We start from the raw sequence: 20,055 nt of genomic DNA, 5'->3' as shown, positions 1-20,055 counted from the left end.
AGCGCGCTGTCCTCTATCTGACGCGGGGTCGAAATCGGCATGGCTCTCTCGCTGGCGGATGTCCGCCGGATAAGTTGGCGCGTGCTCTTACAGGATTTTGCACGTTTGTAAAGTGAGCCGTACGTAGCTGAGATAACTTCGTGGCGTTTTAGCACCGCCGACGCACGTCATGAATTGTCATGGTTATGGCTTCTGGCTCGCACTGCGCGCGCCCCGGAATGACGGCAAGATCGTTGCAGCTCAGCATGATGAGTAGTCGTAGCCCGCATGAGCGCAGCGACATGCGGTTTCATACGAGTGGCACGCGAGACCCCGGATGTCGCCTCCGCCGAAGCCCGTTGGGCTTCGGCGTCCGCTCATCCGTGCTATGCGCCGCTCACCGCTCGAGCTCCACATCCCAGTACAAATAATCCTGCCAGGTCACGTGCAGGAATCTCGGCGGAAACAGGCGCTGCGCGGCCATCAGCTCGTGCCGTGCCGGCTCGAACGGCGGCCGCCGCGGCTTGAGGTGGCGCCGGTCCTTGCGCGCGTTGCAGGGACTGCAGGCGGCGACGATGTTGGTCCACGACGTCTCGCCGCCGTCGACGCGCGGCACGACGTGATCGAAGGTCAGCTCGCCGTGGAGATAGCGGCCACCGCAGTACTGACATTCGAAGCGATCGCGCAGGAACACGTTGAAGCGCGTGAACGGGACGCGCGTCGCCGGCCTGACGTAATCGCGCAACGCGATCACCGACGGCAGCCGCATGGTGACGCTCGGGCTGCGCACGACGCGGTCGTACTCTGCGACCACGACGTGCGACTCGCCGACAACGGCCCTGATCGCGTCCTCCCAGCAGACCACCGACAGCGGAAAATAGCTCAGCGGCTGGAAGTCGGCATTGAGAACCAGCGCCGGGTTTGTTGCTGACATCGTCGACCTCCTCTCTTCGCTTCATCTGCCCGGTCGTGTTGGCGCCCATGACGGGAACCGAACCCGCCTTTCCGGATCGACAATCCGGTCCCTTCACCAGACGGGAACATAGGCCATGTCATCGCGCCCGGACTGCACCGGGCATGGTCATCGTCAATCAGTCGAACGCGGCCGGAGCGTGCTCCGGCTGAACGCCGTTGATGTAGTCGAGATAGATCTGGCGAGCCCGTGCCTCGCTGACGCCGCGGCACGTCATAACGATGCGCACGAATGCAACCGCCACCGGCGAGCACAGTGCTCGGGCGTGGTCGACTGTCTCGGAATCTGGGCTCATCATGCGGGTCATCAGACCCTCCGCTATGTCTGCGGAGGGTGAGATCCCGCCGCCGGTTATGCTCTTGCTGGAATTTCGCGTCCCGATGTCGTCAGGGACAGCACGAGATCATTCGGACCCTGACAGGCGACGCCCATGCCGGACCCATCGCGCGACCAGTTAAGCGGTCGTTCGTTGGCGGGGGCATTCGCGAGATGTGAGCGTAGGCTCAACACGGTCGTGGTCCTCAAGAGCGCGCCGGCGAACGGCGCGTCAATTTCGATGGGGCAGAGCTATGCGCAGAATTTTCCGAAGCCGTCAAGGCCGGAGGGGGAAGCGATGACGGCGCGCCTCCGGCGACGCGACAGATTTGCAACGACCAGATTGGTCGTCGGGCAAATCAGTTGCGCATTATCGCGAGCTCCAAGGCCGCAATCGGCCCTGCGAGAGGTCGAAAACGCGTGCGCGCGAAAATTCGTTTGTCGAGCCGGGTCAATGGGATCGCCCCGCTCACCGCCAACCCCGAACATTTTCCTGTTTCCAAAAATCAGAAACCGTGCATTCTATGCCGGTCCCGTCCTCATGAGAGGGGCGCTTCGCGATCGTCATGAACGTGGAGGGCGGGATGCGGTGGGCGCGTCGGGTTGCAGCGTGATCTGATCACGCGGACGAACGATCCGGTGCGCACGGCGAAGTCGTGATGTCCCGGCACCCCGATGCTGGTGTCAAGGTCGGAGAGACGAATGCTCCGACCGATGGTGGCCAGAAAGCCCGGCGCACCAGGGAGACCACGTATAAGCCGTAAGGCCATCGCGCGGGGAATGCCGGATGATGCGGCTGAACCTGTGGTGACTGCCGCCTGCTTTTTCTTCTGCAGGCGGGCCATGGGTGAGGCCCTCACCCGGCATTCCCCGCGCCCTCTTCCGATTTCGGAGGGCCAGTTTACGAGCAGCACTCGGGCGCCAGGCGCCGCGAGAATGCGCAGTCATGGCCGTGCTTTTTGAATCGTGAAACGGATCTCATTCCGGCCCCGGCTCAACGCCAGGCGACGGCGTTGTTTGTCGATGCAGGACCTGTGGGGTGGGCAAAGTGGCCGACGAAGGCGGCAGCGTGCCCACCGTCAATCAGCCCTCTCCTCGGCAAAACGGTGGGCACGGCGCCAACTACAAATATTCGTGTGGCACGCGCGGAGTGAGCGCCTTTGCCCACCCTACTCCGTAACGGCTGCGCCTCAGTCGATGCGCGAGAGCACGGCGAGCTTGCGGATGCCCTTGTTCTTGTAGGCATCGAGGAACGCGTAGTAGTCGCGGAACGAGACGCAGCCATTGGAGTCGCCGTTCGGCCCAAGCATGAAGGTGTGGGCCAGGAGGCCGTTACGACCGTGGATGGCGTCCTCGCCGCCGATCGGATTGAGCCGCAGCGCCGGCACGCCGTGGAACAGCGCCTCGCGCGGCTTCAGCTCGTAGATGTGCGGCGGCGTCACGCCGCGCATCTTGATCTTCTCCGAGCTCGGCTTGTCGAGGTTGTCGCCGAGGCCGGAATGTGCCTCGAGCTTGGTGCCGTCGGGCAGATACACCGCCTTGGCCGAGATGTCGTAGACTGCGGTGCTCAAATCATACGGCGGCCGGCCGCCGCGGGTCGGATCCTTGGCGATGCTGGCGGTGATGTTGGAATCAGCCGAGGCATAGGCCAGGAGGCCGCCATCCTGGTTCTCCGGCTTGCCCCAGAGCTTTTCCTGGATCGAATGCCGGTCGCCGGCGATCGACAGCACCGCCGCCTTGGCGCGCTCGGTCATCGCGCGCAGCGAGAAGCCACTGCTCTTCGGCGGATTGGCCTCGGCGGCCTGCGCCGGCGTCGCGGGCTGCGCGGCCGGCTTGGCATTGGCGAGCGCCAACTGCATCGGCGGCCGGGCATCCTTCTTCGACGCCTCGGCGACCTTCGCAGTCTCGGCCGGCTTGGCTTCGACCGACTTGGCCTCGATCTGCTTGGCCTCGATCTGCTTGGGCGCAGCTTCGGCGAGCCTGGGCAGCGGCGGCGCGCCGTTCGCGGCGTTGGAGGCGACGCCCTGCGGCACGGCCGCGCCGAAGCGGTCGTTGAACATCTGCGGCGTGATGGCGGCGACCGTGGTGACGGGCGGAGATTCCGGGAATGCCGAGAAGGCCTCACCCACCGCATCGGCGGCGCTGCGCGTCGCAAGCCGCGGCGCCGGGCGCACGACGGGCTCATCCTGCTCGATGATGCCCAGGGTCGGATAGGCATCCGCCGCGATGATCTTGGTATAGACCGTCACGGCGCAGCCCCCGATCAGGCATGCGATTGCCGCGCCACCGATCAATTTGTGAGAGAACGCGATCAGGGAAGACTTCCTGCGATTTCGTGCGGCCAACGCAGCTCGACTGTTACTCATTCACTCACGCCCGAACGAATACTCGATAACTCTCGCTCGATGCGCCACGGACAACCGCTTTGCATCTCGCAGAAGCACAGAGCTTCATTAGGGCGACTTTTAGTTAAATGCTGATTAAGTTTTGGCAGATTAAGGGCGGGTTAACCATGGACGTCTGTTTTGCCGGCAAACAGGGCAAAAACAGGGCGAAATTCCAGCCAAAAGCAATATTGCCGCCCCAGGCCGTTCCTGAGGAGCAGCATTCGACGGCCGCCGGAATCCGTAAACCATCGCAGGCCGCGTTAACGATTGAGCTCTGCCAGAGGGGCGCTATCGATGACCTCACGTTTAGGCGTGCTGACGAGGGAAAGGGCGTAGTTTTCACTTGTTCAAGGCCCCTGCTCGGACATGGTCTTGCCGATCTTCTCGACGCGGCTGAAAGCATTGGTCACGTACAATCGCATGTCGCCCGGTCTCCGCGGCAATCGGATCAGGACGGTCGTGGTCCAAGGCGCAATGGCGACGGCAGCCGCAGGTGGACCGCATCCGTAGCAGACCGGGATTTTCCGCGCTGTGGACACCGGCGGCGGTATGGTAGGGAACGATTCTCGGCAACACTCCGCCGGCGAATCGTACCGCGTCCGCTCCCTGCCGAACACGACACGAGAGGACTCCATGCAGATCCCCGACCGGAAGCTGGCCTTCGTCTTGGCCGCGAGCAATCACGGGACGATGATCGTCAACCGGCTCGACTATCGCATGGTCGACGCCAACCGGGGCTACGGCGTCGGCTATCAGATCCTCGACACGGGGGCTTTCGATCCGGGCGAGGTGCAGCTCGCCGTCCGCCTGCTCGGTTTGCGCCGCCGGCACCATGGCGATGGCGCCGTCGCGATCGACTGCGGTGCCAATATCGGCGTCCACACCATCGAATGGGCGAAGGCGATGACCGGCTGGGGATCCGTGCTCTCGATCGAGGCGCAAGAACGGATCTACTACGCGCTCGCCGGCAACATCGCGATCAACAACTGCTTCAATGCGATCGCCATCCATGCCGCAGTCTCGTCGGAGCGCGGCGTGCTCAACATCCCAAGCCCGAACTACCTGACCCCATCGAGCTTCGGCAGCCTCGAGCTGCGCCAGCGTCCCAACACCGAGTTCATCGGCCAGGCCATCGACTATGCGGACAACACCGTCGAGGTGCGCAAGCTCCCGCTGGACGATTTCAATCTACCGCGCTGCGACCTGATCAAGCTCGACGTCGAGGGCATGGAGATCGAGGCGCTCGAAGGCGCGGCGGCGACGATCGAACGCTGCACGCCGATCATGCTGATCGAGAAGATCAAGACCGATGCGGAGCAGCTGCGGCAATGGCTGGATTGCCGCGGCTACAAGACCATCGATGCCGGCATCAACATGGTCGCAATTCATGCGCGGGACAAGGCGCTGGCGGACATCATCCCGCAGCAGCCCTGAAGCGGGCGTCAGCGCTGCAGCTCCGGCGGAGGGGTGCGGTCGAGCACCTCCCGCTTGGGCTCGCTCAGCGCATAGAAGGCATAGGTCTCGATGGTCAAAGGTCCACGCCTGCGTTCGGCCTCGCCGATCTTCTCGACGCGGCCGAATGTATTGCTGACGTAGAACCGCGATGCGATCTGGACCTCGTCCACGAGCAGCTGCGTGCCCGCCAACTGCGCCGGATCCGGCTCCGGAAAATTGACCCAGCGGATGCGCTGGATCGGCTGCAGCACGCAGGTCCCGGACGGAAGATAGAACGACAGCCAGGCGGTGGTGCCATAATCCATCGCCAGCACGCAGGAGGCGCCGGCGCGCACGCGCGCCGCCTCGATCTCGGCAGCCAGGGGGCGCCAGCCGACGCCGACGCTGCGGACGGTGGCATCGCGCCGATAACCGGACAGCAGGCCCGTGTTGGCCTGCACGATCAGCGCGACGAACATCACGACGCCGGCGGGCCCGGCCCAGCGCAGGCAAAAGTCCGCCGTGCGCTGCTCGCGCGGGGACCAGGCGACAAGACAGGCCGCCGCAGCGGCAGCCACCACGAAGGCCGGATAGATCGGCGCGAACCAGTTGGCTTCGACGCGGGCATGCAGCGAATGCCACGCGAAATAGGCGACGATGACCCAGACCATCGCCTCGATCAGGACGCGGGCCGCCGCGTCCCCTGCCCTGCGCCGGGCCAACCCATAGAGGCCCATCACGCCGAGGATGAAGACCAGCGGCGTGGCGAAGGCGAACTGCGTCGGGATGATCTCGGCGATGTAGACCGGACGAACCTCCTCGACCCTGGCGCGGCCGAGCTGCTTGATGAACGACACCCATTGGTGATCGGCATTCCACAGGATTACCGGCGAGAAGATCGCGAACGCCAGGACGCCGCCGAGATAGGGCCAGGGCGAGGCCAGCCAATGGCGCAGCTTCGGCACGGCGACGAGCCAGATCAGGATCGCCGCGCCGAAGAACATCGCGGTGTATTTCGACAGCAGCGCCGCGCCGACGGCCGCGCCGACCGCGAGCCACCACATGCCCCTGCCCGTCTCCAGCAGCTTGGCACAGAAGAACAGCACGAAGCTCGAGGCCACCAGCAGCGGCGCGTCGGGGGTCACGATCAGCGTGCCGACCGCCGCCATCAGGGTGACGTTGAGCAGCAGTGCCGCGGTCGCCGCCACGCGCACGCTGCCGAACAGGATCTCGGCGGTGCGATAGACCGCATAGCTCATGGGCAGGCCGAGCAGGATCGAGACCAGGCGCACGCCGAGCACGCTGTCTCCGGCGATCAGCGTGCCCAGCCGGATCACGACCGCGACCATCGGCGGGTGGTCGTAGTAGCCACCGGCGAGATGATTCGACCACATCCAGTAATAGGCTTCGTCGAAGGTGATCGGCGTGACCGCAGCGGCGATCAGCCGGAGCACGACGAGGCCTGTGATGGTCAGCCAGACATTGCGGACCAGCCGGGCGTCGTCGGCGCCTGCCGCAGAGGTCATCGCTTGCGCCAGACGAACAATCCGGAGATCGCGTAATTCCAGACCACGCCCATCAGCGCGCCGGCCGCGCCCGCCAGCCACCAGATCGGCTCCTGGTCATAGACCGAGAAGGCGACGCCGACATTGGCGAGCAGGCCGACCGAGCAGACCAGATAGAACGCGAGCAAGCCGCGCAGAATGGCAAAGCCCTTCAGCCGCTGGTCGCGATAGGTGAGGAAGTTGTTGAGGATGAAGTTCGAGGTCATCGCGATGAGGGCACCGAGCGCCTGCGCCTCCGCGAACGGCATGTCGAACAGGTTGAGACCGAGAAAGAGCGTTGCCAGATGCACGACGAGACCGGTGCCGCCGACCATGGCGAACAGCAGGAAGCGCAACGACACCACGTCGTTTGTCATCTTGGCCAGCACGAGGCCGAGGAAGTCGAGGGCGACCATCGAGTCGAGCTTGCTCTCGCCATGCAGGCGCGAGCCGAACGTATAGGGCACCTCGACGGTGCGCAGGCCGCCTTCGGCGCTCGCAATGATGTCGAGCAGGATCTTGAAGCCCTGCGTCGACAGCTTCGGCGCGATCTGTTCGAAGCGGTCGCGGCGGATCATGAAGAAGCCGCTCATGGGGTCATTGACCTCGACCTTGAGCGCGCGGCGCGCGATCTCGGTGGCGAAGGCGCTGGCCCCGGCCCGCTTGCTGTCGAAGCTCGCGGCGCTGCCGCCCGCGATGTAGCGGCTGCCGACGACGAGCTCGGCGGCGCCGCTCTGCAGCAGCGCCAGCATCTTCGGCAGCTGGGTCTCGTCGTGCTGCAGATCGGCATCGATCACGGCGGCATAGGGCGCACTGGCGGCCAGGATGCCCTCGATGCAGGCACCGGACAGGCCGCGGCGGCCGATGCGGCGGATGCAGCGGACGCGTTTGTCGCCGCGCGACAATTCGCGCACCACCTGCCAGGTGCCGTCCGGGGAGTTGTCGTCGACGAACACGACCTCCCACGGCACGTCCTTGAACGCCGCCTCCAGCCGCCGGTACAGCGTGGTGACATTGTCGCGCTCGTTGAAGGTCGGGACGACCACCGAAACGATCGGAATATCAGCGGTTTGCGGCGGCGCGGGCATGGCCGGTCGGAGGACATCGTTCATGGTGCGGATGCGTATATCTGCCGCGTTCCACACTGCCAAGCGCAACGGCTGAAGGAGGGCCCAAAAAGGCCGGACTGTGGTGCCGGCTTGCATCGCTCCCAAGCGAGGGGCCCAAAATGCCAACGACCACAAACAAAGGGTGCGCGTACATCCGGCGCAACCGCTCTGCCGTGGTCGTCTCGGTGCCGGAGCCGTTACAGCTCGACGTCACCGTCCCGACCAAGATGGGGCGCCTCGGCTGGATTGCAAGGGGCCCTGGCCGGCCTAGTTCGGAACCTCACGGACCACGGGTCCGCGCACGGCCGGAGCCACCGGAACCGTCTGCACCGGGGTTGGCGGCACCTCGACCTTGGCCGGCTGCATCTGACGGGCCATCGGCCCCACGGGAACATAGTAGAAGGCTGCCGCAAGCACGGCAGCGGCGACGATCGCCCCCAGCAGGCCGCCGACCGATTCCGCTCTCATTGCCATATCTCCCCTTCCCGGCCCGTGCCCTGGATACACGAGGCTCCGGAGCACGGGAAGAGCGACGGCGCAACAGCGCCGAACTGGTCAGAACGGGCCCGGTTGACTATCGTCTCCCTACCGCAACACCCTCGGCAATCAGCATCGGAATCGATCCGTGAGCAAAGCCCCTGCACGCGCCTCGCAATCCAAGAGCCACATCTACATCGGCATCGGCGGCTGGACCTTCGCGCCGTGGCGCGGTGTGTTCTATCCGGACAAGCTGCCGCAATCGAAGGAGCTCGAATACGCCGCCTCGAAGCTGACCTCGATCGAGATCAACGGCACCTACTATGGCTCGCAGAAGCCGGAGAGCTTCCGCAAATGGGCGCGCGAGGTGCCGGACGGCTTCATCTTCTCGCTGAAGGGGCCGCGCTTCGCCACCAATCGCCGCGTGCTCGCCGAGGCCGGCGATTCCGTGAAGCGCTTCTACGACACCGGCGTGCTCGAGCTCGGCGACCGGCTCGGCCCGGTGCTGTGGCAGTTCGCGCCGACCAAAAAGTTCGACAAGGCCGATTTCGGCAAGTTCCTCGAGCTGTTGCCGCGCGAGCTCGACGGCCGCAAGCTGCGCCACGTCGTCGAGGTCCGCCATGATAGTTTCTGCGTACCCGGCTTCGTCGCACTGCTGCGCGAGTTTGCAACGCCGGTCGTGTTCGCCGAGCACGGCAAATATCCGGCGATCGCCGATGTCGTGGGTGACTTCGTCTACGCCCGACTGCAGAAGGGCAATGACGAGCTTGCGACCTGCTATCCGCCGAAGCAGCTCGACGCCTGGGCGAAGCGATTGCAACTGTGGGCCGGCGGCGGCGAACCGGACGACCTGCCACGGGTTGACGACAAGCCGACGAAAAAGATGCCGCGCGACGTGTTCGCCTATGTCATCCACGAGGGCAAGGTGCGCGCGCCGGCTGGCGCGATGGAGCTCATCGAGCGCGTGAGCTGAGGCAGGAGGCGCATGATGGCCACGAGCAAGACCCTGTTCACCATCGGCTATGAGCACACGCCGGCCAAGGCCGTGCTCGATGAGTTGCAGGCCGCCGGTGTCAAGCTGCTGGTCGATGTGCGCGCGGTGGCGGCCTCGCGCCGGCCGGGCTTCTCCAAGAGCCAGCTCGCTGCCGGGCTCGACGAGCGCGGCATCGGCTATGTGCATCTGCGCGGGCTCGGCACGCCGAAGGAGGGCCGCGAGGCCGCCCGCAGCGGCCATTACGACACGCTGCACAAGATCTACAGCGCGCATCTGAAGACGCCGCAGGCGAAGGAGCAGATGGACGAGCTGGCCTCGCTCGTGAAGAGCGCCGGTCCCGTCTGCCTGCTCTGCTACGAGCGCGACCACGCCCATTGCCACCGGCAATGGATCGCCGAGATCATCGAGGAGCGCGATCAGGTCAAGGTGAAGAATCTGGTCGCGCCGCAGGTGTGAGCCGCTACTCCGCGGCGCAGGTGAACGACGACGCCTGTTCAATGTCCCCGCCGACGTATTTGGCGAATTTCGGCCACGGGCACAGCGGCCGCGTTCGCTGCGGGCTCCATGTCGATGGGAGCTCCTTGTTGGCCGCATTGACCGAGGCCGTGATCGCCTCCGGCGTCTTGCCCTTTTCGACCCAGTCCATCAGCGCGCCCAGCGCATCGAACTTCTCCAAGGTGACGCCGCCGCCGCAATGGGTCTCGCCGGGCAGCGCAAACAGCCGCGCGAACGTATCGGCCTTGCCCTGCACATTGGCATTGAGCTTCTCGTACCAGCGGACGGTGTCGTTGATCGAGAACACCGGATCGGCCTGGCCGTGATAGATCAGCATCTTGCGGGCGCCGCCCTGGAACGCCGGCAGGGTCGGATTGTCGACCGCGGGCGGGGCCATGAAGTCCATCGCAGACTCGGCAAATGGACCTTCCTTGGCGTAGATCTTCGGTGCGTCCTTGTCGAAATCATAAGTCTGCAGCTTCTCGACCAGCTTATCGGGCGAGCCTTCGATCTCGACCGGCGGCGTCGAGAAGATGTAGTTGAGCGAGGCGCCGCCCATGGTGGCAATGATCGGAAGGTTGTTCCACGGCGCCACCGGGCTCTCGACCTTCCAGGCGCGCCAGTTGCCGGTGCCGACGCCACCATCCACCGGCCAGTCGGAATACAGAGGCTCGCCCTTCGAATTGTGCGGGCCCGCGAAGACTTTCTTCAAAGCATCGACCTTGGCGGCCGGCACGCAGGCCTCGGTCGCACCAGCGGCGCAGCGGAGGCTGTCGAAATTGAACGCCTTCTGGCAGGCTTTCAGGTTGGCCGTGAGGCCGTCCTTGGCGCCGTCGAGCCCGTCGCAGACCTCCGTGATCTTGGAAGCGATCAGCTTGGCATCCTCCCGCGTGATCGACTTGCGGATGTCGACATCGGCCTTGGTCAGCGCCTGCACGTCCCAGGCGTGCTGCACGGCAGCGCGCGGCAGGTTGAAGCCGGGATTGCCGACCAGGAAGCCGTCATACTGCTCGGGCATGCGCTCGGCGGCCACCATGGTGTGGCGGCCGCCATTAGAACAGCCGGCGATGTAGGAATAGTCCGGCTTCCTGCCGTAATGCGCCGAGATGATCGCCTTCGCGATCGGCGCTAGCGTGATGTCGGCCGAATAGCCGTAGTCGCGGCGCGCCTGCGGATCGAGCCCGAAAGCTGAGCCGGACGCAAGCCCGCGCGGCTTGTTGGCGGGATCGTTACCGGAGTGGCCGCTGTCCGACGACAGCACGGCAAAGCCGCGGGCGAGCGGCGTCACACCGCCACTTACGAGACCGTCGGCCTTGTCGCCGAGCGCCGGCACCACGACGCCATCATTGCCGCCATTGACCTGGTGCAGGAAGCGGCCGTTCCACGTCTCCGGCAGCCGCATCTCGAACTGGATCGCATAGGCATGGCCGTCGACGCCGGTGCGCTCATTGACCTTGCCGGAGAGAATGCAATGCCGCGGCAGCCCGTCGGCGGCCTCTTGCAGCTTCGATCCCGTCAAGGTCAGCCCGGGGACCTTCAGCACCTCGGCCGTCACCTTGCTGCAGGCAACATCCTCAGCCCGCACCGCCTCCAGGCCGGCTGCGCACACGATGCCTGCTGCGGCCAAAAACGACGCCCCGGTTCGGATCATGCGTTCCCCCCTGATGATGCTTTTCGTTGGGGGCAGTTAAACGCGGAGGCCATCCAATGTAAATCTCAGACGTCGGCCGACGGGTCGCCTGCGTCAGTGCAATTGCCAGATCTCGAACGGCCGGTCGTAGCCGCGCACCGACACCGCGCCGTGGAAGACGGCGTCGCGCGCCCCGTCGCCGGCCGCCTGCCGCACCTCGCTCGAGATCAAGAGCTGCGAATCGAACTCCTTGTTCAGCGCCTCGAGCCGCGAGGCGAAGTTCACGGTGTCACCGATGACGGTGTACTCTTTGCGCCGCGGCGAGCCGATGCTGCCGGCGACCACCTCGCCGAGATGAAGACCGATCCCAATCCGCAGCGGCCAAGACGACATCGCGTTGACGCGCTCCATCGCGGCCACCATCTCGCGCGCAGCCACGACCGCCTGCACGGCGGCATCGCGCGACTCGAACGGCGCGCCGAACAGCGCCAGGAAGCCATCGCCGAGGAACTTGTTCACGATGCCGCCATGGCGCTCGAGTATCTCGACCAGCACCGCGAACGCGCCATCGAGGCGATCGACAACCTGCTGCGGCGTCTTCGACCGCGCCGCCGCGGTGAAGCCGCGGAAATCGACAAACATCACCGCGACCTCACGGATGTCGCGCGCCTCCGCCGTCCCCTCCTTCATCAGGCGCTCGACGACCTGGGGCGAGACGTGCTGGCCGAACAGATCGGTGACCCGGTCGCGCGCCGACGCGGCCTCGATGCTCGCCGCGAACTGGCGTCGCAGCTGCACGCTGACGGCACCGGCGAGCATCCCGCACAACAGGATGATGAAGCTGCGCTCACCGTGATAGTAGATCTCCGGATTCTGGCTCGCATCCATCGAAGGCCGATCGATCAGTGCCACCGCCAACAACTCCACCGCGGCGACGAGGCCGGTGAAGCTCGACAGCCAGAAATCGAGACGAAGCGTCGAGAGAACGATGAAGATGAAATAGACCAGCGGCACGCCGAAGCCCAGCGCCTTGTCGTGGCCGATGCCCTCGATCTGCAGGATAAGGACGAACGTTGGCAGCGAGGTCTCGACCAGGGCGCTGACATAGCGCCAGATCACCGGCACGTCCCGGCCGTGGCGGATGTCCGCCTTGATCCTGAACAGGATGAGAGTCTCGAAGCTGATGAATGCGACGATGATCGCGTAGACGTAGAGGACCCCGATCCGGCTCGGCCAGATCCACTCCGAGATCCTGGGCTCGAAGATTTCGACCAGCACCGATATCACGAGAAACAGCGCCGCAGTGGCGATCAGCGCCCTCACGCGCAGCAGCTCGGTGTTCAACGTCTGACGCATCAGCGCCTGGTCGAACTCGGCCGGCGCTCCCGCCGGCGCTTCGTTCGCCTGTCCTCCTCCCACGATCTGCATCTTGCCTCAGCCGTTCTTGCTCCCGGCCGCCATTGTGCCTCAATCGAGGGTCCGGCGGAAGCGCAGGACGGCGACCGTCATCGCGAACAGCATGAGGCCGAACAGGGCGATCGTATCATGCTGCAGGTTCTGGAGCGTCGAGCCCTTCAGCATGATGGCGCGGACGATGCGCAGATAGTGCGTCAGCGGCAGGCATTCACCGAGCACTTGCGCCCATTGCGGCATGCCGAGGAAGGGAAACATGAATCCGGACAACAGGATGCTCGGCAGGAAGAACATCATCGACAGCTGCATCGCCTGCAGCTGGTTCTGCGCCAGCGTCGAGAAGGTGTAGCCGATCGACAGGTTGGTGGCGATGAACAGAGTCGAGAGCAGCGCCAGCAGCAGCAGGTTGCCCATGATCGGAACCCCGAACAGCAGGACGCCGATGCCGATGATGATCGTCGCCTGCAGGAAGCCGACCATGACATAGGGGATGATCTTGCCGAGCATGACCTCGACCGGCTTGATCGGCATCGACAGCAGGCTCTCCATCGTGCCGCGCTCGATCTCGCGCGTCACCGAGAGCGCGGTGAAGATCAACATGGTCATGGTCAGGATGGTGCCGACCAGGCCCGGCACGATGTTGAGCCGCGACGAGGCCGCCGGGTTGTAGCGCGCGTGGGCCCTGATCTCGAACGGGGTCGTGACGGGATTGCCGGCGTAGAGATCGTGCGCGAGCGCGGTCTGCACGATCATGCCGAGCGAGGACAGCGCCGATGACGCCGCGACCGGATCGGTCGCGTCGGCCGCAACGAGCAAGGCCGGCCGGTCGCCGCGGCGGACCGCGCGCTCGAAGCCGCGCGGGATCTCAACGCCGAACAGGACCTTGCCGGACAGCAGGAGATCGTCGAACTCGGCGACGCTGCTGACCTCCCGGGTGAAGCGGAAATAGGCGGTGTTCTCCATCGCCTTCAGGATCGAGCGTCCGAGATCGCTGTCCTCCTGCAGCAGCACCGCCGCCGGCAGATGATGCGGCGTGGTGTTGATGGCGTAGCCGAACAGCATCAGCTGCATCACCGGGATCATCACGATCATCGCGAACGAGACCCGGTCGCGCTTGAGCTGGATGAACTCCTTGACCAGCATCGCGTAGGTGCGCCGCCAGAAGCCGAAGCGGGACTCGGGAGATGCCTGGTGGACGGCCGCGTCGCTCATTGGAAGTTGTCCCGTGAGCGGTTCATCAGGTCGATGAAGACGTCCTCGAGCGAGGGCTCGGCGGGCTGCCAATGCAGATCAGCCTTGTTGCGCCAGGACGCGATCGCGGCGTCCAGCGCGTTGCGGTCGCGGCCGGACACGTGCAGGCTGGTGCCGAACGGCGCCACCATGTCGACACCCGGCTTGCCGGTGAGATCAGCCGCGAGTTCGCGCAGATCATCGCCGCTCACCGTGTATGTGGTAAGCGCCGATTGCGCGATCACCTCGGAGACCGTGCCGTGCGCCAGCAGATGACCATAGGCGATGTAGGCGATCTCGTGGCAGCGCTCGGCCTCGTCCATGTAGTGGGTCGAGACGAGCACGGTCAGCCCTTCGCCGGCGAGCGCGTGGATCTCGTTCCAGAAATCGCGCCGCGCCTTGGGATCGACGCCGGCTGTAGGCTCGTCGAGCAGCAGCAATTGCGGGTTCGGCAGGGTGCAGGCCCCGAGCGCCAGCCGCTGCTTCCAGCCGCCCGACAACTCGCCGGCGAGCTGCCGCTCGCGGCCGGCAAGCCCGAGCCGCTGCACCATGTCGCGCGCGGCCTGGCGCGGATCGGGCATGCCGTAGAGGCGCGCGACGAATTCGAGGTTCTCCCGCACCGACAGGTCCTGATAGAGGCTGAAGCGCTGCGTCATGTAGCCGACCAGGCGCTTGATCTTGTCGGCATCGCGGCGGATGTCGAAGCCGAGGCAGGTGCCCTCGCCTCCGTCGGGTGTCAGCAGGCCGCACAGCATCCGGATGGTCGTGGTCTTGCCCGAGCCGTTCGGGCCGAGAAAGCCGTAGATCGAGCCGCGCTTCACTTGCATCGACAGATCATGCACGACCTCGCGGCCGTCGAAGGACTTGGTCAATCCCTGGACGTCGATCGCGATCTCGGCGGGACCCGTTCCGTTCATTGCTTGTCCGCCACCGGGGTCTTCGGATCAGGCGTCTTGGAACGCGGATAGATGCTGACGGGTTGGCCGACGCGCAGTGCATCCGGCCGCGACGGCCGCGCCTGGATCAAATAGACGAGCTTGTTGCGCTCATCGAGGCTGTAGATCACGGGCGGCGTGTATTCCGCCGAGGTCGCGAGGAAATAGATTCTGGCCGCCAGATCATCAGCGCAATTGTCGCAGGTGACACGGACCTCGTCGCCGATCGCGAGCTTCGGCAGATCAGGCTCGGGCACGTAGAAGCGCAGCTTCATGTTGCCCGGCGGCATGATCGACAGCACCGGCCGTTGCGCCGCGACCATCTCGCCCTCGCGGAAGTAGATCTGCTGGATGGTGCCCGCGACCGGCGCCACGCCCTTGCGCCTTGCCAGCCGCGTCTGCGAGGTCACGAGATGGGCCTCGGCGACGCGCAGCGCCGAAACGGCGGAGTCGAGCGTCGCCTGCGTCCCCGCGCCCGTCTTGCTCAGGGCCGCGGCGCGGTCATAGGTCTGCTGCGCATTGGCCAGCGTCGCCTTGGTCTGGTTGAGATCGGCCTGCTGCAGATCGTCGTCGACCGAATAGAGCGGATCGCCGACCTTGACCACGTCACCCTCATGCACGTTCAGCTTCGTGATCCGGCCCGCTTCGTCCGGACTGACGAAGATCATGTCGGCCTCGACCCAGCCTTGATAGCCGGGATCGCGCGCCTCCTTGCAGGCGTTGAACGTGAAGGCCGTGACCAGCACGGCAAGGCAGTGCAGCAGGCTCATGTCGGCCTCCTCGCGCCAAAGATCAGATCGAGATGGGTCTGCAGCATCGCTTCGGCGTCGAGCGGCGCATGTCGTTCGAACAGGCTCTTCCAGAGCACCGCAACCATCATCGGCGCGATCATCAGTTGCGGATGTTGCACCAGCTTGGGCTCGCGGATCTCACCGCTGACGATCCCGATCTGGATCAGGGCGCGCATGGCCGCGAGACCACGGGAAACGACCTCGCGGTAGTAGAAGTCGGCAATCGCGGGAAAACGGGGCCCCTCTGAAATGATGAGCCGCACGAGATCACCGCGCCGCGTGCCGGCGACCTCCTGCAGGAACATGCGCGCCAACGCCTCGACCATATCGCGCACCGAGCCGCCGGCCGGCGGCGGCGCGGCAAGACGGCCGACGAAGGGCACGATCGCGGTCCGGATCAATTCCTCGAACATCGATTCCTTGTCCTTGAAATGCAGATAGATCGTGCCCTTGGCCACGCCAGCCCGCTTGGCGATGTCGTCCAGCCGGGTCGCCGCGAAACCGCGGGCAATGAACTCGTCCATCGCCGCTTGCACGATCGCCGCGCGGCGCTCGGCGGAGCGATCCGCCCGGCGCGACGTGGCAGCTCCCGCGTCCGCTGTCTTGACGGCCTGAACTCTGCGCTCGGACAATTTCGAAGGTTTCGACATCGAACAATTATGACTGACTGGTCAGTCAATGTAAAGAGGCCTCGCGGAGGCCGGTCTCGGCACGCGTCAGGAGGCCGTACCCGACAGCGCGCGGCTCCCCGTCAGACGACGCCGGCCGCGATCACGCGCAGGATCTGATGTAAGGCCGATTGATCTCCCAGAGCTCGTCCACGATCTGGCGCGCAGCGGCGGCCGAGTTGACCACGGGATCGATGAGCAGCGCCTGCAGCGCGAGATCCTTGGAGGCAGTCATGGCCGCCTGCACCGCCAGTTGCTGGACCTGAACCTGGACCGACATCAGCTTGGCGACGGCATCTGGAAGCGGGCCCAGCGACACCGGATGGATACCGACGCGATCCGCGACAACGGGCACTTCGACGGCGGCCTCGGCAGCCAGGTTGGGAATGACGTGACGGTTCAGAACGACGCCGGATTCGATGACCTGCTTCCGATCGTGCAGCACCGAGCCGATCACGGTGACCGCGCGCTCTCCGGACGGCATTCGCCACCAGTCCGGCATGCCGGCCCTGCCCGCCAGGACCTCGTCGATCTGCCGGATCAGCTTGGCCCGCTCCGCCTCGTCCCACGCGAAGTCGTACCCGCTCTCGCCCGCTTCCCAGCCATAGGCGAGATACTCGCCGACATGGCTGTCGCCGCAGCCCAGCCAGAAGCCGAAGTCGCGCAACAGCGCCCGCGTCAGCGGCGCGACCTTAGGATCGTGGCTCCCAGCCTTTTCGCGGAGCAGTGGATAGAGATCGGCCCCGGTGTCGCGATCCCGGATCTGCATGAGACATTGGAAATGGTTGAGCCCGGCACCCCACACGTCCACGCGCTCCTCGGCCAGTCCCAGAATGGAAGCCACCTGGCTGCGCGCGATGAAGATGCCGTGGCACAGGCCGATATGCGCGAGGCGGCTGTGAAGCCCCAGCGCGAGGATGATGCGGCTCTCGGGATTGGAGAAGTTGATGAGCAGCGCGTCCGGACAGCGCCGCTCCATCTCGCGCACGAAGTCGAATACGACCGGCAAGGTGCGCAGCGTGAAGAACAATGCGCCCGGCCCGCCATTCTCGCCCAGCGCGTGACGGATGCCGTATTTGCGCGGCACCTCGAAATCGAGCTTCCACAGGCGGTTGCGGTCGATCGCGGTAGCATGGATCACAAAGCCGGCGCCGTCGAGCGCCGCGCGCCAATCCGTGGTCGCCTCGATCTTAAGGCCGGCGCCGGAGAGGTCGTTGAGCAGCCGGGCCAGTGCTTCCGACCGGGCCAGCCGGGTCGGGTCGCGGCCGACCAGCACGAGCGTAGAACCCGCGAGATCATGCGTCGAGAACAGGTCCCGGAACACGCTGAGTCCAAAGGACGCGCTGCTCGCGCCGAGGAAGACGATCTTGGTGACGGCTGCCATGAGCAATTTGTGCCAGCACCGCGCGTCCCCATGCCTGATCCAGATCAAACCGCCGCCCCAATGTTGGGCACGGCGGCGCGTCAATCGGTCTTGCTGATCAGCCGAAGTCGAGCACCACGCGACCGTCGATCTTGCCGGCCTTCATGCGGTCGAAGACGGTGTTGATCTCCGACAATGGCGCCGTGGTCACCTCGGCCGTCACCTTGCCGTCCGCGGCGAACGCGATGGCTTCGTCGAGATCACGCCGGGTGCCGACGATCGAGCCGCGCACGGTGATGCGCTTCAGCACGACATCGAAGATCGGCGTCGGGAATTCGCCCGGCGGCAAGCCGACCAGGCTGACCGTCCCTTTGCGGCGGACCATGTGCAGCGCTTGGGCGAATGCCGACGTCGACACCGCGGTGACCAGCACGCCATGCGCGCCGCCGCCGGTGATTGCGATCACCCGCTCCACGGCATCCTTGTCAAGCGCGTTGACGGCGTGCTCGGCGCCGGCCTCCAGCGCGAGTTTCAGCTTGTCCTCGGCGATGTCGAGACCGATCGCCTTCAGCCCCATCGCCTTCGCATACTGGATTGCGACATGACCGAGGCCGCCGACGCCGGAGACCACCACCCACTCGCCCGGCCGCGTGTCGGTCTCCTTCAACCCCTTGTAGGTCGTGACGCCGGCGCAGAGGATCGGGGCGATCTTGGCGAAGTCCACATTGGCCGGCAGGCGCGCGGCGAACGCCGCGGATGCGATCACGTATTCCGCGAAGCCGCCGTTCACGCTGTAGCCGGTGTTGTGCTGGTGCTCGCACAAGGTCTCCCACCCGGTCTCGCAATATTCGCAGCGCAGGCAGGCATCGTGCAGCCACGCCACGCCGACGGCATCGCCGACCTTGAAGTCGGTGACGCCGGGCCCGAGCGCCGCGACGATCCCGGCCGCCTCGTGACCGGGGATGAACGGCGGCACCGGCTTCACCGGCCAATCGCCGGAGGCGGCATGAAGGTCGGTGTGGCAGACGCCGCACGCCTTCACCCTGACCAGAAGCTCGCCCGGCCCCGGCGCAGGAATCGGAACGTCCTCGATGACCAGCGGCTTGCCAAAGGCTTTGACGACGGCGGCTTTCATGGTCTGCATCTGTCTGCTCCTCATGTCGCGGCGCAAACTAACGACGTCGGCGTATTCCGGTCTTGATCGGCATCAAGCCGCGCCGCTGCATGAAGTAACAGTTTGATGACAGCGCAATGTGCCCGTGGCTGTCAGGCGTGAAATTTGAGTCCGTCGACGACCTTGTCGACCAGCTTGCGCTCCGCGCGAAACGCCAATCCCACCAGATTGAGATCGGCGCGCGCCACCGCCTTCACGGCATCACGGTTGGCCTCGTCATGCGTGGTCTTGAACATGTCCTCGGTGTAGAGCGCCGGCTTCACGCTGCGCGACAGCGCGCGATCCAGAGCACGCGCCAACGCTGCACGATCCGGCGCGCCGTAGATCAGGATCGGCTGCCCGATCAACGCGTGATACAGGGTTGCCGAGCCGTCCTCATAAGGCGCGCCGATGCATTCGGGAAATGCCGCGGCGATGCCGCTGGAAAGAAACGCCGCGACGTTCAGCTTCTGCCAGGCTTCGAGATCGTTGCGAATGATCAGCGCGATCTTGGTGTCGAATTGCATGTCACTTCCAGAGTTCGATGTCATCGAACGCTCAGAATAGCCGAGCCGCTCTCGAGGTGAAGCATCGAATTGAAAGCGCGGACGAGCAACCCCGGCAGCCCATCCTCTGAGACATCAGGCTCAGATCAGCCCTTGGCGTCGCACACCCAGGCGCGGATGACACATTCCTTGCCGCCATATTTGTAGCATTCCCGGGTCGCCTCGTTGAGCGTGGTCGAGATCGTCGGCCGAACAGCATAGCCGTGGGCGCCGCAGGGATTGGTGAGATCGACCGCGAACGCGGCGCAGGCCTTCTTCATCGTCACCGCGGTGCAGTCGCCCTTGCACTGCTTGAGCGCCGCAGCCTTGGCGAGATGCTCCGCCGGATAGTCGAACGCCTGGCCATAGGCGGCGCACCGGCCAATGGCGAACGCGCCGGCTGCATGCGCCGGGCTGATGGCGCCGTAGCTCGCGATGCGCGCAACGCCGACGAGAACGGTCAATCCAAATGCAAACAGCGCGACACGGCGCGCAGCAGTCGAAGCGATCACTTTTTCCTCCCCCGAGGCCCAATGCCGGCAAATCTAGCCGGGGGTCGTTGAAACTTGGTGAATGGGAGGTTGAGGGCGGGCGAGGTCCGTAGCCCGCATGAGCGCAGC

The 20,055-nt window shown here is 65.3% G+C and carries 20 protein-coding genes and 1 tRNA gene; 3 read left to right on the top strand and 18 right to left on the bottom strand.

Features of this window, described 5'->3' with window-relative positions; genetic code table 11:
- Positions 1-376: 376 nt before the first annotated feature.
- From QX135_RS09530 to QX135_RS09510, 5 genes are all read right to left on the bottom strand, one after another.
- Positions 377-913 (bottom strand): HNH endonuclease, encoded by a 537-nt coding sequence (locus QX135_RS09530; RefSeq protein ID WP_315759261.1) that lies wholly within the window; start codon positions 911-913, stop codon positions 377-379.
- A gap of 39 nt (positions 914-952) precedes the next feature.
- Positions 953-1,027: transfer RNA gene (locus QX135_RS09525), tRNA-Asp, on the bottom strand.
- 43 nt (positions 1,028-1,070) lie between these two features.
- Positions 1,071-1,259, bottom strand: coding sequence for a hypothetical protein (locus QX135_RS09520; protein WP_316176559.1), 189 nt, complete (start codon positions 1,257-1,259; stop codon positions 1,071-1,073).
- A gap of 547 nt (positions 1,260-1,806) precedes the next feature.
- Positions 1,807-2,112 carry a hypothetical protein gene (locus QX135_RS09515; RefSeq protein WP_316176560.1) on the bottom strand — a complete coding sequence of 102 codons (306 nt, stop codon included), beginning with the start codon at positions 2,110-2,112 and terminating at the stop codon, positions 1,807-1,809.
- A 345-nt stretch (positions 2,113-2,457) separates the two neighbouring features.
- Positions 2,458-3,633, bottom strand: coding sequence for a DUF2778 domain-containing protein (locus QX135_RS09510; protein WP_316176561.1), 1,176 nt, complete (start codon positions 3,631-3,633; stop codon positions 2,458-2,460).
- A 654-nt stretch (positions 3,634-4,287) separates the two neighbouring features.
- Here QX135_RS09510 and QX135_RS09505 point away from each other — a divergent pair.
- Positions 4,288-5,088 carry an FkbM family methyltransferase gene (locus QX135_RS09505; RefSeq protein ID WP_315759258.1) on the top strand — a complete coding sequence of 267 codons (801 nt, stop codon included), beginning with the start codon at positions 4,288-4,290 and terminating at the stop codon, positions 5,086-5,088.
- A gap of 8 nt (positions 5,089-5,096) precedes the next feature.
- Here the strand turns inward: QX135_RS09505 and QX135_RS09500 are convergent, their stop codons facing one another.
- From QX135_RS09500 to QX135_RS09490, 3 genes are all read right to left on the bottom strand, one after another.
- Complete coding sequence (locus tag QX135_RS09500; RefSeq protein ID WP_316176562.1) at positions 5,097-6,614, bottom strand: glycosyltransferase family 39 protein; 1,518 nt, start codon at positions 6,612-6,614, stop codon at positions 5,097-5,099.
- Positions 6,611-7,744, bottom strand: coding sequence for a glycosyltransferase family 2 protein (locus QX135_RS09495; protein ID WP_316176563.1), 1,134 nt, complete (start codon positions 7,742-7,744; stop codon positions 6,611-6,613). Before QX135_RS09495 ends, QX135_RS09500 begins: the two co-directional genes overlap by 4 nt.
- A gap of 264 nt (positions 7,745-8,008) precedes the next feature.
- On the bottom strand, positions 8,009-8,209 hold the full coding sequence (locus QX135_RS09490; protein WP_315737437.1) for a hypothetical protein: 201 nt from the start codon (positions 8,207-8,209) through the stop codon (positions 8,009-8,011).
- A gap of 157 nt (positions 8,210-8,366) precedes the next feature.
- Between QX135_RS09490 and QX135_RS09485 the strand changes: the two genes are divergently transcribed.
- Both QX135_RS09485 and QX135_RS09480 read left to right on the top strand, forming a co-directional pair.
- On the top strand, positions 8,367-9,191 hold the full coding sequence (locus QX135_RS09485) for a DUF72 domain-containing protein (RefSeq protein WP_316176564.1): 825 nt from the start codon (positions 8,367-8,369) through the stop codon (positions 9,189-9,191).
- Between the two features lie 15 nt (positions 9,192-9,206).
- Complete coding sequence (locus QX135_RS09480) at positions 9,207-9,668, top strand: DUF488 domain-containing protein (RefSeq protein ID WP_316176565.1); 462 nt, start codon at positions 9,207-9,209, stop codon at positions 9,666-9,668.
- A 4-nt stretch (positions 9,669-9,672) separates the two neighbouring features.
- On the opposite strand, the gene QX135_RS09475 is transcribed toward QX135_RS09480, so the two are convergent.
- From QX135_RS09475 to QX135_RS09430, 10 genes are all read right to left on the bottom strand, one after another.
- Positions 9,673-11,358 (bottom strand): tannase/feruloyl esterase family alpha/beta hydrolase, encoded by a 1,686-nt coding sequence (locus QX135_RS09475; RefSeq protein ID WP_316176566.1) that lies wholly within the window; start codon positions 11,356-11,358, stop codon positions 9,673-9,675.
- 93 nt (positions 11,359-11,451) lie between these two features.
- A complete protein-coding gene (locus QX135_RS09470; RefSeq protein ID WP_316176567.1) occupies positions 11,452-12,765 on the bottom strand; it encodes an adenylate/guanylate cyclase domain-containing protein in 1,314 nt (437 codons plus the stop codon).
- A 39-nt stretch (positions 12,766-12,804) separates the two neighbouring features.
- The gene (locus QX135_RS09465) at positions 12,805-13,962 is read right to left on the bottom strand and encodes an ABC transporter permease (RefSeq protein WP_316176568.1); all 1,158 of its coding nucleotides are present in this window, start codon (positions 13,960-13,962) and stop codon (positions 12,805-12,807) included.
- Complete coding sequence (locus QX135_RS09460; RefSeq protein WP_315779827.1) at positions 13,959-14,897, bottom strand: ABC transporter ATP-binding protein; 939 nt, start codon at positions 14,895-14,897, stop codon at positions 13,959-13,961. The genes QX135_RS09465 and QX135_RS09460 overlap by 4 nt, the downstream gene beginning before the upstream one ends.
- A complete protein-coding gene (locus QX135_RS09455; RefSeq protein ID WP_316176569.1) occupies positions 14,894-15,685 on the bottom strand; it encodes an efflux RND transporter periplasmic adaptor subunit in 792 nt (263 codons plus the stop codon). The genes QX135_RS09460 and QX135_RS09455 overlap by 4 nt, the downstream gene beginning before the upstream one ends.
- Positions 15,682-16,356, bottom strand: coding sequence for a TetR/AcrR family transcriptional regulator (locus tag QX135_RS09450; RefSeq protein ID WP_315737429.1), 675 nt, complete (start codon positions 16,354-16,356; stop codon positions 15,682-15,684). The genes QX135_RS09455 and QX135_RS09450 overlap by 4 nt, the downstream gene beginning before the upstream one ends.
- A 121-nt stretch (positions 16,357-16,477) precedes the next feature.
- Positions 16,478-17,758 carry an alpha-glucosidase/alpha-galactosidase gene (locus QX135_RS09445; protein WP_316176570.1) on the bottom strand — a complete coding sequence of 427 codons (1,281 nt, stop codon included), beginning with the start codon at positions 17,756-17,758 and terminating at the stop codon, positions 16,478-16,480.
- Between the two features lie 97 nt (positions 17,759-17,855).
- Positions 17,856-18,881: an alcohol dehydrogenase AdhP gene (adhP, locus tag QX135_RS09440; RefSeq protein WP_315776742.1), complete on the bottom strand. Its 1,026-nt coding sequence runs from the start codon at positions 18,879-18,881 to the stop codon at positions 17,856-17,858.
- Positions 18,882-19,003: 122 nt separating this feature from the next.
- On the bottom strand, positions 19,004-19,417 hold the full coding sequence (locus tag QX135_RS09435; protein WP_315737426.1) for a DUF2000 family protein: 414 nt from the start codon (positions 19,415-19,417) through the stop codon (positions 19,004-19,006).
- A 125-nt stretch (positions 19,418-19,542) separates the two neighbouring features.
- Positions 19,543-19,947: a DUF4189 domain-containing protein gene (locus QX135_RS09430; protein WP_315737425.1), complete on the bottom strand. Its 405-nt coding sequence runs from the start codon at positions 19,945-19,947 to the stop codon at positions 19,543-19,545.
- Positions 19,948-20,055 lie beyond the last annotated feature (108 nt).

The organism is Bradyrhizobium sp. SZCCHNR1098 (assembly GCF_032489375.1).
GTDB lineage: Bacteria > Pseudomonadota > Alphaproteobacteria > Rhizobiales > Xanthobacteraceae > Bradyrhizobium.
Note: the sequence above shows the minus strand (reverse complement) of the source record. Positions and strands in the feature narration are given on the sequence as shown.